The 19,184-nt window shown below is 60.7% G+C and carries 20 protein-coding genes; 7 read left to right on the plus strand and 13 right to left on the minus strand.

The annotated features are described in order from the left end of the window. Positions 1-109 precede the first annotated feature (109 nt). Positions 110-679: a hypothetical protein gene (locus JSO19_RS00295; protein ID WP_270909061.1), complete on the plus strand. Its 570-nt coding sequence runs from the start codon at positions 110-112 to the stop codon at positions 677-679. Here JSO19_RS00295 and JSO19_RS00300 read toward each other — a convergent pair. The 4 genes from JSO19_RS00300 to JSO19_RS00315 all read right to left on the minus strand — a co-directional run bounded on the left by JSO19_RS00300 (position 650) and on the right by JSO19_RS00315 (position 3,558). After that, positions 650-1,111, minus strand: coding sequence for a DUF7832 domain-containing protein (locus tag JSO19_RS00300; protein ID WP_270909062.1), 462 nt, complete (start codon positions 1,109-1,111; stop codon positions 650-652). The two genes, JSO19_RS00295 and JSO19_RS00300, sit on opposite strands and share 30 nt — an antisense overlap. Positions 1,112-1,201: 90 nt before the next feature. Continuing rightward, on the minus strand, positions 1,202-1,747 hold the full coding sequence (locus JSO19_RS00305; RefSeq protein WP_270909063.1) for a hypothetical protein: 546 nt from the start codon (positions 1,745-1,747) through the stop codon (positions 1,202-1,204). 4 nt (positions 1,748-1,751) lie between these two features. Then, positions 1,752-2,306, minus strand: coding sequence for an HPP family protein (locus tag JSO19_RS00310; protein ID WP_270909064.1), 555 nt, complete (start codon positions 2,304-2,306; stop codon positions 1,752-1,754). Between the two features lie 73 nt (positions 2,307-2,379). Further along, a complete protein-coding gene (locus tag JSO19_RS00315; protein ID WP_270909065.1) occupies positions 2,380-3,558 on the minus strand; it encodes an NAD-dependent formate dehydrogenase in 1,179 nt (392 codons plus the stop codon). Between the two features lie 131 nt (positions 3,559-3,689). On the opposite strand from JSO19_RS00315, the gene JSO19_RS00320 reads away from it, so the two are divergent. Continuing rightward, entirely contained in the window at positions 3,690-4,628 is a 939-nt protein-coding gene (locus tag JSO19_RS00320) for a LysR family transcriptional regulator (protein WP_270909066.1), read from the plus strand. A gap of 29 nt (positions 4,629-4,657) precedes the next feature. Here the strand turns inward: JSO19_RS00320 and JSO19_RS00325 are convergent, their stop codons facing one another. From JSO19_RS00325 to JSO19_RS00345, 5 genes are read right to left on the minus strand one after another with little or no spacing between them, the layout of a single operon-like run. Next, positions 4,658-5,890 (minus strand): alpha-hydroxy acid oxidase, encoded by a 1,233-nt coding sequence (locus JSO19_RS00325; protein WP_270909067.1) that lies wholly within the window; start codon positions 5,888-5,890, stop codon positions 4,658-4,660. Then, positions 5,887-6,615: an ABC transporter ATP-binding protein gene (locus JSO19_RS00330; protein ID WP_270909068.1), complete on the minus strand. Its 729-nt coding sequence runs from the start codon at positions 6,613-6,615 to the stop codon at positions 5,887-5,889. Before JSO19_RS00330 ends, JSO19_RS00325 begins: the two co-directional genes overlap by 4 nt. Continuing rightward, entirely contained in the window at positions 6,612-8,324 is a 1,713-nt protein-coding gene (locus JSO19_RS00335) for a branched-chain amino acid ABC transporter ATP-binding protein/permease (RefSeq protein ID WP_270909069.1), read from the minus strand. Before JSO19_RS00335 ends, JSO19_RS00330 begins: the two co-directional genes overlap by 4 nt. Next, positions 8,324-9,199 carry a branched-chain amino acid ABC transporter permease gene (locus JSO19_RS00340; protein ID WP_270909070.1) on the minus strand — a complete coding sequence of 292 codons (876 nt, stop codon included), beginning with the start codon at positions 9,197-9,199 and terminating at the stop codon, positions 8,324-8,326. Before JSO19_RS00340 ends, JSO19_RS00335 begins: the two co-directional genes overlap by 1 nt. A gap of 28 nt (positions 9,200-9,227) precedes the next feature. Further along, entirely contained in the window at positions 9,228-10,397 is a 1,170-nt protein-coding gene (locus JSO19_RS00345) for an ABC transporter substrate-binding protein (RefSeq protein ID WP_270909071.1), read from the minus strand. A gap of 255 nt (positions 10,398-10,652) precedes the next feature. Between JSO19_RS00345 and JSO19_RS00350 the strand changes: the two genes are divergently transcribed. After that, positions 10,653-11,090: an OsmC family protein gene (locus tag JSO19_RS00350; protein WP_270909072.1), complete on the plus strand. Its 438-nt coding sequence runs from the start codon at positions 10,653-10,655 to the stop codon at positions 11,088-11,090. A gap of 39 nt (positions 11,091-11,129) precedes the next feature. On the opposite strand, the gene ybaK is transcribed toward JSO19_RS00350, so the two are convergent. Next, positions 11,130-11,621 carry a Cys-tRNA(Pro) deacylase gene (gene ybaK / locus JSO19_RS00355; protein WP_270909073.1) on the minus strand — a complete coding sequence of 164 codons (492 nt, stop codon included), beginning with the start codon at positions 11,619-11,621 and terminating at the stop codon, positions 11,130-11,132. A gap of 10 nt (positions 11,622-11,631) precedes the next feature. Next, the gene (gene trpD / locus JSO19_RS00360) at positions 11,632-12,693 is read right to left on the minus strand and encodes an anthranilate phosphoribosyltransferase (RefSeq protein WP_270909074.1); all 1,062 of its coding nucleotides are present in this window, start codon (positions 12,691-12,693) and stop codon (positions 11,632-11,634) included. 204 nt (positions 12,694-12,897) lie between these two features. Here trpD and ctaE point away from each other — a divergent pair, with 204 nt between their 5' ends. The 4 genes from ctaE to qcrB are packed head-to-tail and all read left to right on the plus strand — an operon-like array spanning position 12,898 to position 17,073. After that, positions 12,898-13,512, plus strand: coding sequence for an aa3-type cytochrome oxidase subunit III (gene ctaE / locus JSO19_RS00365; protein ID WP_217132216.1), 615 nt, complete (start codon positions 12,898-12,900; stop codon positions 13,510-13,512). Positions 13,513-13,529: 17 nt separating this feature from the next. After that, positions 13,530-14,348: a cytochrome bc1 complex diheme cytochrome c subunit gene (qcrC, locus tag JSO19_RS00370; RefSeq protein WP_270909075.1), complete on the plus strand. Its 819-nt coding sequence runs from the start codon at positions 13,530-13,532 to the stop codon at positions 14,346-14,348. A gap of 47 nt (positions 14,349-14,395) precedes the next feature. Continuing rightward, positions 14,396-15,466, plus strand: coding sequence for a cytochrome bc1 complex Rieske iron-sulfur subunit (qcrA, locus tag JSO19_RS00375; RefSeq protein WP_270909076.1), 1,071 nt, complete (start codon positions 14,396-14,398; stop codon positions 15,464-15,466). Next, a complete protein-coding gene (gene qcrB / locus JSO19_RS00380) occupies positions 15,463-17,073 on the plus strand; it encodes a cytochrome bc1 complex cytochrome b subunit (protein WP_270909077.1) in 1,611 nt (536 codons plus the stop codon). The genes qcrA and qcrB overlap by 4 nt, the downstream gene beginning before the upstream one ends. A gap of 1,168 nt (positions 17,074-18,241) precedes the next feature. Here qcrB and JSO19_RS00385 read toward each other — a convergent pair. Next, positions 18,242-18,748, minus strand: a complete 507-nt coding sequence (locus JSO19_RS00385) for a GNAT family N-acetyltransferase (protein WP_270909078.1) — start codon at positions 18,746-18,748, stop codon at positions 18,242-18,244. Positions 18,749-18,750: 2 nt separating this feature from the next. Continuing rightward, positions 18,751-19,173: an aa3-type cytochrome oxidase subunit IV gene (gene ctaF, locus JSO19_RS00390; protein ID WP_270909079.1), complete on the minus strand. Its 423-nt coding sequence runs from the start codon at positions 19,171-19,173 to the stop codon at positions 18,751-18,753. Positions 19,174-19,184: the final 11 nt, after the last annotated feature.

The following is a 19,184-nucleotide window of genomic DNA, read 5'->3' on the forward strand; positions in this document are numbered from 1 at the left end:
CAGCTTGAGTGGATCGACCAGCCCGCCCCACGGCACCGGCCCTCCGATCCGCACCCGTCTTGCTGCGCTGTTCACCATCCCGAAACATTGCCCCGCTACCGTGAGTCGCATGGAGGAAGCAATTGAACTCGGCAGGCAAACCGGCACCGAACGGCCGGTGCGGTTCGACGTGGCTCGTGACACGACTCAGGAAACGACCGCAGCACCGGCTGGCGTGTCGCCGGCCGTCAGCGATGTTCACTATCTGCACAAGCAATCGAGTCCAGCGTTCCCGCGTCCCAAAGCCGGCTTCGCACCATATGTTGCACTCGTGACCATCGGTTGCACGGTCGCAGCCTTCCTGTGGCTGCGCACGATTGACTCTGGCAGCGTGTGGCTTGCCTCGCTGATGGTGCCGATCGTGTTCGGAATCGTGAGCGTGTTCGTTCTTCCCCGGTTGCGCAGTTCACTCGACCGTGGCGGCAGATACCGTGGGATCGGTGCGGTACTCATGACCGACCGCGCGGGCGTCGTGCTCGGCGAAGACGCTCAGCAGCGCGCCCTCATTGAGGTCGAAACGGGCGGCGAACGGTTTCTGCTCGTCGCGACCCAGCACGGCCTGGCGCTTTCGCCTGGCATGCGCGTTGAGGTGAGTTGGTCACGGGAAAAGTCAGAGACCTGCTTCGTTCACCACGGCTGATGACGGCCGCTCGGCCCGCCACTCAGCGAGCCTGCGCGTGAGCAGCGGCGTGATGCGTGCGTAATTCTGCCAGGTGTCGGCAACATGATAAATCGTCTCACCATCGTCCCAAAATACGTCGATGTAGTCGTCGAGGTATGACGGCCGCGTCTCGTCTCCGTCGTTGTCGTAGTAGTCCTCGGTGAACGCTTCGCCCTCGGTAGTGAGCAACGCGGCATCAACCGCCTCATTGCCCGCGTTCTCGGCAAACGCTGCCGGGGTGAGTCGTCGCTCAGAAAGGTCACGTGCGGTCTCCCCTGCCAACGGCCTACTAAGCCGCTGCTCAGCGCACCACGCGAGGTACATACCGATGTGCGTTGCCGCGCGTTCGGGCGCGAGATCGTCGGGGTAATCGCCCTCGCTGTGCCACAGTGCTCTGTCGAAGATCGTCATACACCGAGCATGGTCCCTCAAACTGTCGACTGCGTGACGGCAAAGCAACGAACCCATGACGCTTCCATGAAGCGCGGCTCCCCCACCCCGCTAGCGAGCGGATCGCCTCGTCGCCAGCGAAACAACGCCCCTCACGGTGACCACGATGATGACGAGCCACCAGAACGCTTGAATCGCAGCGAAGGCCCATGGCGCGATCACCGGAGCGGTCAAAAACGTGGCAAACGAGCCGACGAGAGCGAGGGCTGCCATTGTGAAACGCGTGTTGGCCGTTCCCGCCATGCCCGTCGACCCGGGGCTCATGATGAGCCAGAGGTTTGTGACAAAGAGAAACCCTACGGCAACGCCCCAGCCCGCGGTGAGCGGCCACCGTACGAGTGGCTGCGACACTCGGCGCCCCTGGTTCGACCAGTCGTAGGCATCGCGGCGGCCCAGGGTGGCGAGTGCCATGGTGAGTAAGGACACACTCGAGACCGCAAGCAATCCTACGCTCGCCGAGAGCAGCGGCGCGCGGGGCTCCCCTTGCCTCAGCAACGCATGGGTGATTTCGCAGAGGCCCGCGAGGGCGAGCGTGAGACACGAGAGCGACAGTAGCGCCCACGCGGTCAGGTCGCGATCGCGGGCCAATACAGTCATGCGGCTATTCTACGGTGATCTTTGCGACGCGCGGCTGCTGGCAACGCTTCACGATGAATCGATACGCGAGGCCGCAGGCGCTCAAAACGACCGCACCGAGCAGCACGGGAACGAAGAGGTAGCTCCACCCCTCGTGGGTGAGCATGATCGCGATCGGGGTTCCGCCAGCCGGCGGGTGAATGAGTCGAGTCGTGGCCATGAGGGCCATCGCAAGCCCGACCGCGAGGCCGATGCTCCACCAGGCGGCCGGCAGTACCGAATGCATTGCGAGACCAGCCGCGGCGGCGATGCTGTGCCCACCAACGACGTTTGCTGGCTGTGAGAGTGGCGCTTCGGGAAGCAGAAAAATGAGCACGCACGACGACCCGAAGGCGGCAATGAGCAGCGGGATCTCCGCAACGTCGCCGGCTAGGCCCAGAATGCCGATCGTGAGTGAGCCCGCGAGCGACGCCGCGAGAATGGTGTGCCAGGGCAGTTTGGGTTGGGCGGCCCTGCGCGCCCACCGTTTTACGCCGGGAGTGGCCTGCTGCTGGTCGAAGTCGGTTGATGAAGAATGCATGAGACTTTCTTGCGTTTGTACGGCTGGGCCCCGGCGCCGAGCTCGCTCAGCTGCCGGGGCCCAAGACGCATTGTTACTGTTCGGTGTAGTGGGTCGGCTTGGCAGCGTACGAGTGCGCGCCCGTGCCGCGGTAGTTGCCGCCCTCGATGATGATGTATTCGTCACGCAGCGGTTTGCCGTCAAACCACGACTCGAGAATTTCACGGGTGCCTGCCGCGTAGCGAGCCTGCGCCGAAAGCGAGGTTCCTGAAGTGTGGGTCGTCATCGCGTTGTGTGGCATGGTGCGCCACGGGTGGTCGGCCGGAGCCGGCTGCGGATCCCACACGTCGCCCGCGTACCCGGCCAATTGCCCGCTCTCAAGCGCGTTGACGATCGCGTCTCGATCGGCGATTGCGCCACGCGCCGGGTTCACGATGTATGCCCCGCGCGGCATGGTTGCGAGCAGTTCGGCATTCAGGAGCCCTCGGGTCTCATCGGTGAGCGGCGCGTGTACCGTGAGCACGTCGACCTGCGTGACGAGTTCTTTGATGCTCTCGACGTAGGTGAGACCGTACTGCTTCTCGTACTCGGCGGGCAAGCGAAAACGGTCGGTGTAGCTGAGCTTGACGCCGAACGGCGCGAGGCGCTCGATCACTGCCCTGCCGATGCGGCCAGCGGCGAAGATGCCCACTCGCATGCCCTCGAGATCGTATGAGCGCGAGACGGCGTCGGCGATGTTCCAGCCGCCGTTTGCCGCGATCTCGTGTTGCTTGACGAAGTCACGCACAAGCACGAGTACCTGCATGACCGTGTGCTCTGCGACGCTGATGCTGTTACTGTAGGTGACCTCGGCAACGGTGATGCCTCGGGCGTTGGCGGCGGCGAGGTCGGTGTGGTCTGAGCCGATGCCCGCGGTGATGACGAGGCTCAGCTTGTCTGCGCGTGCGATGCGTTCTTCGGTGAGGTACGCGGGCCAGAATGGCTGTGAGATCACGATGTCGGTGTCGGGCAGTTCGCGCTCAAACACCGAGTCGGCGCCCTCCTTGTCGGTCGTCACGACGACGGTGTGCCCCTCGCGCTCAAGCCAGTCGGTCAACCCGAGGTTGCCAGAAACGCTACCGACGAGCTCACCCGCAACGAAGTCGATGGCCTTGGGGCTTGGCAGCGTTGCTCCGCCCGGGTAGCTTTCGATGACGGGCACGGTGTCGCGTGCGTACTGTGGCGGGTAGCCGGTCTCTGGATCCGGGTACAAAACGATGAGAATCTTAGCCATGATGACTCCATTTCTTCACGGGGCGTATGCCGTTGCAAGGCCCTCATACTCACTGTAGGAAGCGCTCAAAGCCTCAACAACGAACCATCACTTGCCCCACAACAATCAAAGCTTGTGGCTAGAATGAGAGGGTGCTGAGCGACTCCCTTCCCGACCTTCGGGCCCTCGAGCTGCTCGAAGCGGTCGAGCGCACGAGTTCACTCACGCTCGCGGCAGCCGAACTCGGTGTCACGCAACAGGCGGTGTCGCTGCGCCTACGACGACTCGAACAGCGACTCGGTCGTAGTCTCGTTCTTCGTTCATCGCGCTCGTCACACCTCACGCCCGCCGGTGAGGAGCTCATGGCGCTCGCCCGCCCCGTACTCGAGGCAGCCCGCGCGATGGATCGCGACGTGACGGCCTGGCTCGCAGCCGACACCAGGCTTGAACTCGCAGCGAGCCTCACGATCGCCGAATACTTCTTACCGACGTGGATCAGCGCCTTCGTGAAAGCCGGCCACGACTCGCAACACCTGAGATCGCGTGCCACGAACACGCGTGAGGTGATCCGCCTCGTCTCAGATGAAGAGGTGCAACTGGGCTTCGTCGAGGGCGCGGCTCCCCCACCCGGTCTCAGGTATCGCTTTCTCGCCGACGACGAGCTCTCGGTGTATGTCTCGCCTGATCACCCCTGGGCCGAATCGCGACGCATCAGCGGATGGACCCTCGCGAAGACCCCGCTCGTGACCCGCGAAGAAGGTTCGGGCTGTAGAGCGGTGGTTGCCCGCGCGCTCACCGAACATGGCGTCGATCGCACGCTCCTCGTGCAGCCAGCTCTCGAACTCGCGAGCAATACCGCCGTGCTCGAGTCGGCAGCGGCGAACGTTGCCCCTGCGGTCATCAGCACCTGCACAGCGGTTGGCTACCTCGAGAAAAGACGGCTCGTGCGGGTGCGAGTCGATCGAGTGAGTTTTCGCCGGCAGCTCGGTGCGATCTGGAAACAGGGTTCGCAGCCACCCGGTTTTGCCGCGAGAGCGTTTCTCGAGACCGCGCGAAGCATCGAAAAAGCCCCGGCTGCTCAGCTTCACTGAAAACAGGCCGGGCTCCCTCGGTACATCGTTTACGGCAGGGTGACTCTGCCGCGCAGCTCTGAGACGTTTTGCGCGCCCATGAGTTGCATGGTGCGCACCGCCTCTGCCCGCATGATGTCAAACATCTTGTCGACCCCGCGCTCTCCCCCGGCCATGAGCCCGTAGAGGTACGCACGACCGACCATCGCGGCGGTCGCTCCGAGGCCTACCGCCGCAAGCACGTCGGCACCAGAGAGAATGCCGGTGTCGATGTAGATCTCGGCACGCTCGTTGACCGCCTCTGCGACGTATGGCAGCAGTTCGAGCGGTGTTGGTGCGCGGTCGAGCTGACGCCCGCCATGGTTCGAGACGACCATGCCGTCGACGCCCAAATCGAGCACGCGACGTGCGTCTTCGACCGACTGGATGCCCTTGATGACGAGCTTGCCCTCCCACTCATCGCGTAGCCACTGAACGTCGTTCATGCTGAGCGCTGGGTCGAACATCTGCCCCACAAGCTCAGCGACGGTGCCGTTGAACGAACGGAACGAGGCAAACTCGATCGGTTCGGTCGTGAGCACATTGCCCCACCACTGCGGGTAGAGCGCGAAGTCGATCATCGTCTTGAGGCTGAGCGTCGGCGGAATCGTGAGGCCGTTACGCTCGTCACGCAGGCGGTTGCCAGCGACGGGGGTATCGACGGTGAGCACGAGCGTGTCGTAGCCCGCCTTTCGCACCTCGTCGATGAGCTGGCGCGATGCTTCGCGATCCTTCCAGAGGTAGAGCTGGAACCAGTTGTTGCCGTCGGGCACCTCGGTGACGAGCTCTGCCGGTGAGGTCGTGCCCATCGTTGAGAGCGAGTACGGAACCCCTGCCCTGGCCGCTGAGCGAGCGACCGCGACCTCTCCCTCGTGCTGCATCATGCGGGTGAACCCGGTTGGCGCGAGGATGAGCGGGAACGCGGCAGGCTTGCCGAGAATGGTCGTTTCGGTGCTCACGTCAGAGACGTCGTGCAGCACCCGCGGCATAAATTCGACCTTTTGAAACGTGGATCGGGCGCGAGCAATACTGACCTCGCCCTCGGCGGCGCCGTGCACGTAGTCGAATACCGAGCGTGGCGTGCGGCGGCGTGCGATCTTAGCGAGGTCCTTGACCGTGAGCGCCTGGCTGAGGCGACGCTCGGTCGCGTTGAACTTTGGCTTCTTGAACTCGAGATACGACGAGATATCGCTCCACTTGGGAACGCTGCGGCGAATGTTGCGTGGAGACTGGCTGCCAGTCATGATGCGGTGGTACCTCCCGTACCGAGATATGCCTGAATGATGCTGTCGTCGGCGAGTAGGTCTCGGGCCGAGCCCGAACGAACGACCTCGCCGTTTTGCAGAATGTGGCCGTCGTTTGCCGCCTGCAGCGCCCTTCGGGCGTTCTGCTCGACGAGCACCACGGTCGAACCCGAGGCTCGAATCTCTTCGATCACCTTGAACACCTCGTCGACGATTTTTGGAGCGAGACCCATCGAGGGCTCGTCCATGAGAATGAGGTGCGGCTTCGTGAGCATGGCTCGCGCGATCGCGAGCATCTGCTGCTCGCCTCCCGAGAGTGATCCGGCTGCGAGGTGACGGCGTTCGCCGAGCACCGGGAAGCGCTCGAACATCTCGCCGATGGCCTGTGCCGAGCCCTTACGGTGGTTCTTCGCACCAAGCTGCATGTTCTCTTCGATCGTGAGGGTGCTGAGAATCTGACGACCTTCTGGTACCTGCACGAGCCCCTGCTTCACGAGCTTGTGGGCGGAGGTGCGAGTGATGTTGCGCCCCTCGAAGGTGATGCTGCCGCCCGAGGGCTTCAGCATGCCGGTGATGGCGTTGATGATTGACGATTTGCCGGCGCCGTTGGCACCAACGAGCGTCACGAGGGTGCCCTCGGCAACGTCGAACGAGACGCCGCGCACGGCCTGCACCTTGCCGTATGAAACGGCGAGGTCTTTCACACTGAGAATCGGTTCGCTCATTCTGAGACCGCCTCCCCACTTTCCTGCTTAGCGTCATCGTCTTCGGTTGCTGCGCCGAGGTACGCCTCGATCACACGCTCGTCGGCGGCGATCTCTTCTGGAGTGCCGCTCGCGAGCATCTTGCCGAAGTTGAGCACGGCGATGTGGTTACAGGTACCGAGCACCATGCCCACGTTGTGCTCAATGAAGATGACCGTGAGGCCGTCTGCCGCAAGCTGCGTGATGAGTGCCGAGAGTCCCTCGGCCTCAACGTGGTTCATCCCGGCGGCGGGCTCGTCAAGAATGAGTACCGATGGATCGGCCGCGAGAGCGCGGGCGATCTCGAGGCGACGCTGATCGCCGTACGAGAGTGCCCCGGCTTCGACGTTGGCCTTGTCGAGCAGACCGACCTTGTCGAGGCAACGTGCTGCGTGAGCGAGAGCAATCTGCTCGTCGCGCTTCGCCGACGGCAGCCAGATGAGGCGGCGCAGGAAAGTCGGTTTAGCGATGAGGTGCGTACCGATCAGCACGTTCTCGAGCGCGCTCAACCGGTTGAACAGTTTCGAGTGCTGGAACGTCCGGGTAAGGCCTGCAGCAGCAACCTTGTGCACCGGGGTCTTCGAGATGTCGACGCCGAGCACCGTAGCGGTGCCAGAGGTCGGTGGAATAAGGCCCGAAATCATGTTCACGAGCGTCGTCTTGCCAGCGCCGTTGGGGCCAATAAGGCCCACGACGTCGCCGCTTCGCACCGTGAGGTCAACGCCCTGCACGGCGTGAACGCCGCCGTACTCTTTGGCAAGGCCCTTCAGCTCGATGACGGTCTCACCGGCCTTGGGGTGCTCGCGAAGTGCGAGGCCCTCGGCGTTGATGGTCTTGAGAGCCTCGACGTCGATCTTCTGCTTACGGCGCGGCACGAGGCTCGCGATGCCGCCTGGCAGGTACAGGATGACGATGAGCAGGAGCAAGCCCGAGATAAACGGCCTGATCCACCCCGCATCGATGCCGATCATGCGCTGCACCTCTGGCAGCATCGTCTGGAAACCGCTGCCGAGCAGCGGGCCGAAGAAGTTCGTGGTGCCGCCAACGACCGCCGTCACGAGGCCGTCAATTGCGGTGCTGAACCCAAAGTCTTCTGGGGCTACGAGGCGCATGTAGAAGGCCCAGAGCACGCCGTAGAGGCCCGCGATCGCGCCTGCGGCGATGAAGGCCGAGAGACGGTGACGACCAACGTCGATGCCAATAGCGCGGGCAGCGAGTTCGTCTTCACGAATCGCCTCGAGTGCGCGCCCGTAGCGCGAGCGGCCCTGGCGCCAGAACCAGTATGCAACGAGTGCGAGGATGACCCAAGCGATGGTCGGGGTAAGGATCTTGGGCACCTGGATGCCCTGTGCACCGCCTGTCCACTCCTGGTTCAGGATGAAGATACGAATGGCCTCGGCAAAGCCGAGAGTAGCGATCGCGAGGAAGACCCCGCGCAAGTGCATCGTGGGAAGGCCGAGAATGGTTGCCGCGAGTGCGCCAACGACCATGCCCACGGCGATGGCAAAGAGGAGCGTCGGGATGGTTCCCCACGTCGTGGGAGCAGGCGTAATCGCGGCCGCCGTGAAGGCAGCGATGCCCGCGAAGCCCGCCTGGCCGAGGCTCAGCTGGCCGGCAACGAGCACGGCGTAGAACGAGAAGGCAAAGATCGCGTTGAGCGCGATGAAAACGAGAACTGATTCGCTGATCATTAGACTTCACGCACCTTCTTCTTGCCGAACAGCCCCTGCGGGCGCAGGAGAAGAATGATGAAGAGCAACGCGAAGGCAATGAGGTCGCGCCAGCTCGAACCGAAGTACTGAATCGCAAACACCTCGGCGATGCCGAGAATGAGACCACCGGCGAGAGCGCCAGGCAGCGATCCCATGCCACCAAGAATGATCACGGCGAGCCCCTTGAGCTCGATTGAGCTGCCCATTGAGAGCTGGGCACTGTTGACGTTGAGTGCGAAGAGCACACCAGCAACTGCACCGAGTGCCGACGAGATGGCGAAGGTGGTCGCGGTGACGCGGTCGACGCTGATGCCGAGCACGCGTGCCGCGGTCGGGTTCTCGGCGACCGCGCGCATTGAGCGCCCGAGTGATGAACGCTGCACGAGAATCGTGAGCGCGATCACGAGGCCAATCGAGATCGCAAGGATCGCGATTTGAAGGTAGGTCGCGCTCGCCCCAAACACCTCGATGCTGCCCTCAGGGACTGTGCCCTGAGGAAAGCGCCGGGTGTTTGGGCCGAACACGGCCTGCAGCAGTGCGACGATCATGCCGCTCATGGCGATTGACGCGATGAGGCCGGCGAAGTGGGCGTCGGCTCGGTTTTTGAGGGGCCGAAACGCGAAGCGTTCAATGATGAGGCCGAGAATGGCGCCGAACACGAACACGATAAGCATGATGACCCAAATAGAGAGTTCAAGCTTTTCGGCGATGCCGATGCCCACGAATGCCGAGGCGGCAAAGACGGCTGGGTGTGCCAGGTTCAGTCGATCCAGGATGCCAAACACCAGGGTAAACCCAATGGCAAAGAGCGCATAGATCGAGCCGATAAACACACCGTTTAACAGCTGCTGCATGAGAAGTAGATTCCTAGGTAGTGAAGGGTTAGTTCAACACCGCAAACGTGCCGTCTTTGACGATCTGCACGACGGCTGGGTGCTCTGCATCGCGATTCGCGTTGAAGCTCACCTCACCGAGAGGGGTTGAAACGTTCTTGAGTGCGCCGAGGCTCTGCTGAAGGGTGTCGCGCTCGGCCGAGCACTCGCTACGAATTGCAGCGTCATAGAGCTTCAGGCCGGTGTATGCCTGTGCCGCAAACTGGTCTGGCTGGTGGCCAAACTTTGCTTCGAACGCTGCGAGGAACTCTTGGTTTTCAGGGGTATCTGAAGCCGAGTTCCAAGCCGCACCTACAATAACACCCTCGGCAGCCTCGCCGCCGTCCTGCATGAGCAGTGGGTTGTTGAAGCCGTTGCCACCGACGATCGGTGCATCGATGCCTGCCTCGCGTGCCTGAGTGACGAGCGGAATTGCGGCCTCGATGAGCGCCGAAACGATGAGCGCGTCGGGCTTTTCGGCCTGGGCTGCCGTGAGCAGGCTCCTAAAGTCGGTATCGTTCGCCGAGAAAGTGAGGGTGTCGAGCACCTCGATGCCCTGATCTTCGAGCGCCTCGGCCATGACCTTGTAGCCCGACTCAGTGAAGGCGTCGTCGTTGCTGTACATGACAACGACCTTCTTGATGTCGTTTTCAGCAACCGCTGCCTCGATGGTCTGCGGAATAACCTGTGCCTCGGTGAGCGAATCACGGAACACGTACTCGCCCATGTCGGTTACGCCCGAAGCCGTGGTCGATATGCCCATAACTGGCATGCCCGCGTCCTGAGCCACTGGCATCGCCTGGAATGCGGTGTTCGAAAGTGTTGGGCCGAGAACGCCGCTGGCGCCCTTCTTGACGAGGTCTTCCATGACGCTAATCGCCTGGCGTGGCTCGCTCGCGTCGTCTTCAATCTCAACCTTGTAATCGATGCCACCCTGCTCGGTGAGCTCTTCAAGGGCGAGATCAATGCCCTTCTTCTGCGACTCGCCGTAGCTCGCTGCTCCGCCGGTGAGGCTGAGCGCTGCGCCAAGGGTCACGGGAGCGTCAATCGTGCACTGGTCTCCGCTGCCGGTACCAACGAGCTCGCCTGAGCCAGCCGTGTCGTTTGAGCTGCTGCAACCAGAAAGCACGAGCGCTGCGGCAGAAGCCAAAGCGACCGTGCGAAGGGTGTTTTTCATCATAATGATCTCCGTTGAAATGGGTTTCTTTTGTGGATCTTCGTTGGTCCTCAGACAAATTGTTCCACAGTTGTGCACCACTCACAATTTCTCTTTTCGGTCATTGGCGCGTCGTGCGCAACACCCGGAGGGCATCAAGCCGTGCGAGTATGGTGACGAACAAACGGCAGAATGGCCGTTACCGTCACTTGAGAAGGGGCCAGCGTGATCGCACAGCAGCACTCATTCACGACCGAAGTTCGTTGGCAAGGCGCCCCCATGCGAGCCTCTGAACGGCGATTCTCGCGCAAGCACGTTATAGAAGCCGAGGGCTTGGACTCGATCGAAGCGTCAGCTGCACGGGTGTTTCACGGAGATGCCGATCGCTGGAACCCAGAGCTGCTCCTCATCTCGGCCGTGGCCGAGTGTCACATGATGACCTTCTTGTTTCTCGCGAAACGTGAGGGGCTCGAGATAGTCGACTACCAGTGCCGCGCCGAGGGCACCCTCTCGATCGATCCCGATGGAGTGGGTGGCGAGTTCGCCGAGATCGCCCTCTTCCCCGTCGTGAGCTTTAGAGATCGAGCAGAAGCTGGCACGGGCGATGAAGCAACGATCATCGGGCTCCACACCGAGGTCGAGAAGTACTGTTTCATCGCCCGCTCGGTGAAGGCTCCCATCACCGTTCATCCTTCGCAGCGAGCGGTCGCCGAATAGCAGAGCGCTCCCGCCCCTTGGGGCTTCACTCCCTCGGGTTTAGCTCGTGAGTGATGCGCTCACCGCTCCGGCTGCTTTGAGGAGCGCGTCGGGCGCGATCTCAAGGTCGAGCCCCCTCCTGCCTCCTGAGACAAATACGGTTGGCCAGTCGTTCGCGCTCTCGTCGACCACGATTCGCATGGGCTGCCGATGCCCGAAAGGGCTCACGCCACCGAGAACGTAACCGCTTCGACGCTCGGCATCGGCGGACGCGGCGAGATCCGCCTTCTTTGCTCCGAGCGCAGCGGCAACCTTCTTGAATACGGCTTTATTCGAGACCGGAATGACGACGACGGCAAACTCGCCATCAGCCTGCACCACGAGCGTCTTGAACACGCGTGCCTCGTCGACCCCGAGCTGCTCGGCGCACTCACGACCAAAGTCGGTGTTGCGCGGGTCGTGCGTGTACTCGTGCAACGAGTAGCTCACGCCGAGCGCGTCAAGCGCCTGAGTTGCCGGCGTCGTAACGGCTTTCGCCTTCTTCTTGGCCACCCTGCCTCGCTTATGCCCCTGCTGGGTGCGTCGCTTTCGACCAGCGAGCGAGCTGATCAAGCGCTTTGCCAGAATCGACGGCTTCTGCCGCGATCTCAATCTTCGACTGCAGTCGTTGGTGCATGCCAAGTTCGGCCGTTGCTGGGTCTTTGTAGAGGTCGTACGCAACCATGCCCGCGGCGGCGTTGAGTAGCGCGATATCGCGAGCTGGCCCGTGCTCACCCTCGAGAATACGGCGGATCGTCACAGCGTTCTCTGCTGGCGTTCCCCCGACAAGATCGGCGATCTTTGCCACCGGAAGCCCAACGTCACGGGGGTCGATGTCGTGCTCGGTGATCGAGCCACGGCTCACCTCCCAGATGTGGGAGTGGCCCGTGGTCGAAAGCTCGTCAAGCCCGTCGTCACCGCGGAAGACGAGTGCTGAAGCGCCCCTGAACTGGAAAACACCAGCAAGCAACGGTGCCTGACGAATGTCAGCGACGCCAACCGCGTTCGCTTCAGGGCGCACAGGGTTGCAGAGCGGTCCGAGGAAATTAAAGACGGTCGGAATGCCGAGATCTGCCCGAGCGGTTGCGACGTGCCTAAACCCGCTCAAGAACTTCGCAGCCCAGACAAACGAGATATTCGTTTCGTCAAAGACCTCGGTGATGTTGTCTGACTGGTAATCGAGATCGACCCCGAGTTCGGTGAGAACGTCAGAGGCTCCTGACTTAGAGCTGACCGCCCTATTGCCATGCTTAACAACGGGCACGCCGGTTGCCGCGGTAATGATCGACGCGGTCGTCGAGACGTTGAAGGTACCGAAACGGTCGCCGCCGGTGCCGACAATGTCGACGCAGTCGGGCTCGAGCCCCACGGGCATTGCCGTGTCGAGAATCGCATCACGGAAGCCCACGATCTCGTTAACCGAGACACCCTTAGCCGCGAGAAGCGTGAGGAAGCCGCCAATCTGTGCGTCAGACGCGTTACCGGTGATGATTTCGTTCATCGCCCAAGCCGCCTGCGCCATGCTGAGCTCTTCAGCTCCGAGCAGTTGATCAAGGACATTCGGCCAGGTGTGCGTAATTTCCATGACCTCAAGTCTAGTTGTTCGCGGTTTTTCACAAACAACACGCCGTGAAAAACGCCAAATACGGCGCGCGCTCACAGCTTGTCATCAGGATTCAAAAAGTGAGGTAAAGTGGATGAGATATTGGTCAAATTTGTGCCACGCCGAGAGCAGTTGGAAAACACACACCAAATTTTCAGCCATAATGGAGGAGTGACGAAGAGCACTATGAATACCAAAACAGCAGCGGCTTCCGTGAAGAGGCCTAATACCGTTGCCGTAGGCACCATCGTGTGGCTTGGCAGCGAGGTGATGTTCTTCGCGGGTCTTTTTGCCATTTACTTCACCCTCCGCGCCATGGCGCCAGAGTTGTGGGAGTACCAGACCGCGAAGCACAACTTCCCGTTCTCGCTGACCATTACGGCCATCCTCGTTCTGTCTTCATTCACCTGCCAGGCAGGTGTCTTTGCGGCAGAGCGGATGCAGCCACGACGCACGAGCTGGGCTCTGAAGGATTGGGGTGCCATCGAATGGTTCTACCTCACCTTCGCCCTCGGCGCGATCTTCGTGGCCGGGCAGACCTGGGAGTATGCACAGTTCGTTGAGCACGGCATTACCCTTCCTGCCGACGCTTACGGTGCAGCCTTCTACATGACCACAGGGTTCCACGGCATTCACGTTGCCCTCGGTCTCGTAGCATTTTTGTTCGTTATTGGCCGTATGTACGCCGTGAAGAACTTCACCCACAAAGAAGCGACCAGCGCCATGGCAGTCTCGTACTACTGGCACTTCGTCGACGTCGTGTGGGTCGGCCTGTTCTTTGTCATTTACATCTTGAAGTAGCTCAGGAGATATTGATTATGGCTCGCGCCAATAAAAACGTACGCAAATCAGGGCGTCGACACCCACTTGCAACCGCTGCTCTGGTGATCACCGGTCTGTTGATCACCGGTGCCGCCTACACGGGTTTCACCTCAACCGCTGCAACCGCAGAGGTTTCGCTTGACTCGCAAGAGGCAATCGATGAGGGCCAGAAGCTCTTCGCGGCAAACTGTGCAACTTGCCACGGTATGAACGCAGAGGGCATCCAGGAGTCATCTGGCAAGATGAGCGGCCCTTCACTCATCGGTGCTGGTGCTGCATCAGTTCACTTCCAGGTAGGCACCGGTCGTATGCCGCTCGCTTTCCAGGGCCCCCAGGGCATCGTGAAGCCGAAGCAGTTCACCGAGGAGCAGACGCTGCAGCTCGCGGCTTTTGTCGCTTCGCTGGCCCCCGGACCCGCATTGCCTGATCAGAAATACCTTCAGGCCGACGGTGACGCAGCAAACGGTGGCGTTCTGTTCCGCATTAACTGCGCAATGTGCCACAACGTTTCAGCCGCCGGTGGTGCGCTGACGCAGGGCAAGTACGCTCCCCCACTCGGTGGCGTGCCCGAGACGCACATTTACTCAGCAATGATCACGGGCCCGCAGAACATGCCCGTCTTCAACGATGCAAACCTCACCCCTCAGGACAAAGCTGACATCATCACTTACCTGAAGCTCATTGAGAACGAGCCTGCTGTCGGCGGTCTTTCACTCGGCTCAATCGGCCCGGTTTCAGAGGGTCTCTTCATCTGGATCATTGGTCTTGGCAGCATCATTGCGCTCACCGTTTGGGTGACTGCAAAGTCAAACTAACTCGGTCTGCTCACTTAGACGACATCAGTCATTAATCAAGGAGAAACATGGCGAAGGAAGCGAACAGCGGCAACGATAATGCCGTTATCGCAGCTCAGGGCCAGCAATCGTCGGAGCTCGTCGGCACAGCCGTCATTGCGCCCGACGCAGTGCAAAACCCTGGGTTACCACCTCATGGTCGTCGAGTCACAGACCTCGACGAGAAGAAAAACAAGTCTGCTGAGCGAGTTGTCTACTCACTCTTCTACGTGTCGCTCGCCGGAAGCCTCGCTGCCGTGCTTGCCTACATGTACTTCCCCATCGAATCTGGCGATGCAATGGACATCCGCTTGCACACCATGTTCGTTGGTGCAGCGATGGCCCTCGCACTGCTGTCACTCGGTATCGGCGCTGTTCACTGGGGCAAGGCCCTCATGTCAGACCACGAGTCGATCGACGTGCGCCACCCGATTCCCAGCAGCCCAGAGGTGCGTAAGGACGCAGCTGAGATCTTCGAGATCGCTGACGAAGAGTCAGGCTTCAGCCGCCGTACGCTCGTGCGCAACAGCCTCATCGGCGCGCTTGTAGCGTTCCCGCTGCCCGGCATCGTTCTGCTGCGTGGCCTCGGCCCCCAGGACGTTGATCCCGTCGAGGTCTTCGGCCACACCATGTGGGAGAAGGGCACTCGTCTTGCCCGCGACCCATCCGGCGTAGCCATCAAGGCCACCGACGTTCAGATCGGCTCGGTTTTCCACGTGATCCCCGAGAACCTGCACGAGGCCGAAAACCACCTCAACGAAAAAGCGAAGGCTATCGTTCTTCTCATGCGCCTTGACCCCAAGGAGCTCATCGAAGAAGAACAGCGCAAGTCGTGGTCGTACGACGGCATCGTCGCTTATTCGAAGGTCTGCACCCACGTTGGTTGCCCCGTTGCTCTCTACGAGCAGCACACGCACCACCTGCTCTGCCCCTGCCACCAGTCGCAGTTCGACGTTTCTGAGGGTGCGAAGGTTGTCTTCGGTCCCGCAAAGCGCCCGCTGCCGCAGCTTCCGATTACGGTCGACGATGAGGGCTACCTCATCGCGCAGAGCGACTTTCAAGAACCTGTTGGACCGAGCTACTGGGAGCGTCTCAAGTGAGTACAAAGGTAAGCCAAGAAACTACCTCAGCTGCCGGCGCAAGCACCTTTACGTCACGTGCAGCGACGTACCTCGACGACCGTACCAAGGTAGGCGTCGTCGTCAAGGAATTCGGCCGTAAGGTCTTCCCCGACCACTGGTCATTCCTCCTCGGTGAAGTTGCTCTGTACAGCTTCGTCGTGATCCTGCTCTCAGGTACCTTCCTGACCCTGTTCTTCCAGGCGTCAATGGCCGAGGTTATCTACGACGGCCCGTACGTGCCGATGAAGGGCATCGAAATGTCGGCGGCTATGGCCTCGACGATGGACATCTCATTCTCGGTTCGCGGCGGCCTGCTTATGCGCCACGTGCACCACTGGGCTGCCCTGCTCTTTGTTGCTTCAATCGGTCTGCACATGCTGCGCATCTTCTTCACTGGTGCGTTCCGCAAGCCCCGTGAGCTCAACTGGGTTATCGGCTTCCTCCTCTTCATCCTCGCGATGGCTGAGGGCTTCACCGGTTACTCACTCCCTGACGATGTTCTCTCAGGTAACGGTCTTCGCATTATTGACGGCCTCATGAAGTCGTTCCCCGTTGTGGGCACCTACACCTCATGGCTCTTCTTTGGTGGCGAATTCCCGGGCACAGACATTGTCGGTCGCCTCTACATGCTGCACATCATGGTCCTGCCGGCGCTGGTGATTCTGTTCGTCGCACTGCACCTCGTGTTCGTTGTCGTGCACAAGCACGCACAGTTCCCTGGCGCAGGCCGCACCCAGCAGAACGTTGTTGGCTACCCCATCCTTCCTGTGTACGCAGCGAAGGCCGGCGGTTTCTTCTTCATCGTCTTCGGTGTCATCATGCTTATCGCTTCGTTCGTAGGCATCAACGGCGTGTGGGCATACGGCCCATATGACCCCTCACCGGTTTCTGCTGGTACTCAGCCTGACTGGTACATCGGTTTTGCTGACGGTATGCTGCGTCTCATCCCACCGGGCTGGGAGACCGAATGGTTCGGCTACACCTGGTCATGGAACATGCTTGTTCCCGTGATCATCATGGGTGGCTTCCTCGTTCTCGTTGCGATCTACCCCTTCATCGAAGCTTGGGTGACCGGCGACAAGCGCGAGCACCACATCCTTGACCGCCCACGTAACGCTCCTACTCGTACCGCTATCGGTGCTGCAGGTGTCACGTTCTACGCGGTGATGTGGGCCGGAGCAAGCTCTGACCTCATGGCAACCCACTTCCAGCTCTCGATGGAAGGCGTGATTCACGCCCTGCAGTTCTGCCTCATCGTTGCTCCGATCGTTGCTTACAACGTGACGAAGCGCATCGCAATTGCTCTTCAGAAGAAGGACAAGTCGATCGCACTGCACGGCTACGAGACAGGACGCATTGTTCGCCTCCAGGGCGGCGAGTTCGTCGAGGTGCACAAGCCCGTCGATGAGTACGAGCTCTGGAACCTCGTGAGCTACCACGATTACGCGCCGCTCATGCTGCGCCCCGATGCTGACGGTCGCATCCCGTTCTCGAAGCGCCTGCGTGCTGGCTTCAGCCGCTGGTTCTACGAAGATCGCGTTGTTCCTCCTACGCAGAAGGAAATCGAGTCGGGCGAAGACCACTAGTCCTTCCCCGCCAGTCTCAAGCCCCGCACCACTTTCGTGGTGCGGGGCTTTTGCGTTGCGCCACGGGCTCCACGTGCATGCGTATGTGTGAAGAGCGTCACTGCTTTAACCCTCGGTAACTCGAGCAGCAAACACGTCACTGTGCAGAACCCACCATCTTTCATGCACCTGAGCACTTTCAACGCGGCCGGCAGGCGGAGACGGTGCCCCTTTGAGAGCTACACCTTTGCGCACGGTAAACATTGCTCTTAGCACGCTCTTCTCGATACACCGGCCCATTAGGTCGTTCATTTTCACTCGGCACGTGCCCCGCGATCCACGTGGCGTCGACACATCGTTGTGACTGGACGCCGCAGTGCCCCGCACGACCGCGACACGCAATGGTCGTGAAGCTCAGAACCTGCCCCAGGGGCTAGCCTCCTTCTCGTGATGAGACGAAGGGGTGAGTTCCCTCAGAAGCTTTCTGAAGCGTTCTGGAGCATACTGAAGCGTTCTCAAGGACACGAGCATGCTAGCAAGGCTCTTCTCAAAGGCGCCTGGTTCTGACCGAGACCACTCAACGCTCGGTAACCATTCGAGTGCAACAGACTGTACGAGCTCGCAGCAGAGTTTCCAGCGCTGCTGCCGCGACAGATCTAGGGTGCAAACGTTCCGGCTACTGGGACGGTGGACCTGTCAAGAGTGAGCCCAGCGCACCACGATGAGGGTACAAGTTTCGGAGAAGAGATACCGCGAATAGGAGACGATGGTGAGGGCGTCACGGGTGTTGGCGGCCGGAAGCGTCGCTAACACTCCGTCGTGACTTTGAGAGCACGTTGCTGCGGCACCCGGGTGACCGTCAAGCGGCGCCATCATCGCTGACATCTGGGTGTTCACCGGTGTTGAACGGTATCGCGGCTACAGTGCTTCTCAGCTGGTACAGGCATGCTGGGCCTCCAGAAGGCCCAGCATGCCTCTTCACCAACGAAGCGATCCACTGTATTGCCCCGTTTGTGGAATGACTGGTCGGGGCGATTTTACGCTCTACGAGCTGGCCGTGAGATTCACTGCGCCGTTACGAGGCGAGTGACGATGGCCCTGCGATCTCGTCACAGCACGGGACAGAGAGGGCCAGAAACAACTGTGGGCCCTCTCTCACGAGAAGGCCCACAGAAGGATTCACGAGCGACTAGCCGTGGTCGAGTACCTTACGGTAGTGCTCGCCAACAGGCTGGTAGCCGATGTGGTTAAAGAACGAACCAATGCGTGCGGTCGATGCTGAGATCTGTTGAACTCCACGGACATTGCAGTAGCGTTCGTTGACCTGCATCAGACGCTCACCGACACCCTGGCCACGAACGCCCTGGTCGACCACAATCTCTTGGATGTGGGCGGTGAGGCCCGAAGCATGCAGGAGACGAGAAACCGTCATGAGGGTGTAGCCGACGACTTTGTTGCGCATCTCTGGCTCATCACCCTTAGAGACAAGCCCATCGAGTGAACGAACCGGCACCTTCTCATCTGAGTAGGCCACGAAAAGAACGTTCGTCTCTTGGTCGCGGTACTTGAGAACGTTATCAAGCGTAACGATGAAATCGTCTTTGCTAATAGCCGTTCTTCCGGTCGTGTATTGACGCGCGAGCGCGAAGAGCTCGTAAGCATCTTCGCGCTCGGCACGTCTGGTGTGAATAATCATGCTTAGCGAGCGTGCATTCCACGGTAGTGCTCGTACACCCACCCGATGGCGCCAACAACGAGAATTGGCGCTGCGAAGAAGATGACGAAGAAGTTACCGTTGAGCGCGAAGCCGAACACGACTGCTGAGCCACCGAAGGCGAACACGATGGGCCACCAGCTCCAAGGAGCGAAGTGACCGATCTCTGGATCGCCATCGTCGATATCAGCGTCATCGAGGTCTTCGTGCAGCGTGCCGCCCTGGTTTTTCACGACCAGGCCGAGGTAGAACGCAATCATGGCCGAGAGTGCACCCGAGAGAATGAGGGCGGTGGTACCGACCCACTCGAGGCTGTCGTGGTCAATGAAGTTCCAAACCGAGTACACGACTGCGAGCACCCAGCAGTAGGTCGCGAGCGACCAGAAGATGATGATATTACTCTTCATGTGTGAGCCCT

The sequence above is a fragment of the Leucobacter sp. UCMA 4100 genome, assembly GCF_027853335.1.
Taxonomy (GTDB): domain Bacteria; phylum Actinomycetota; class Actinomycetes; order Actinomycetales; family Microbacteriaceae; genus Leucobacter_A.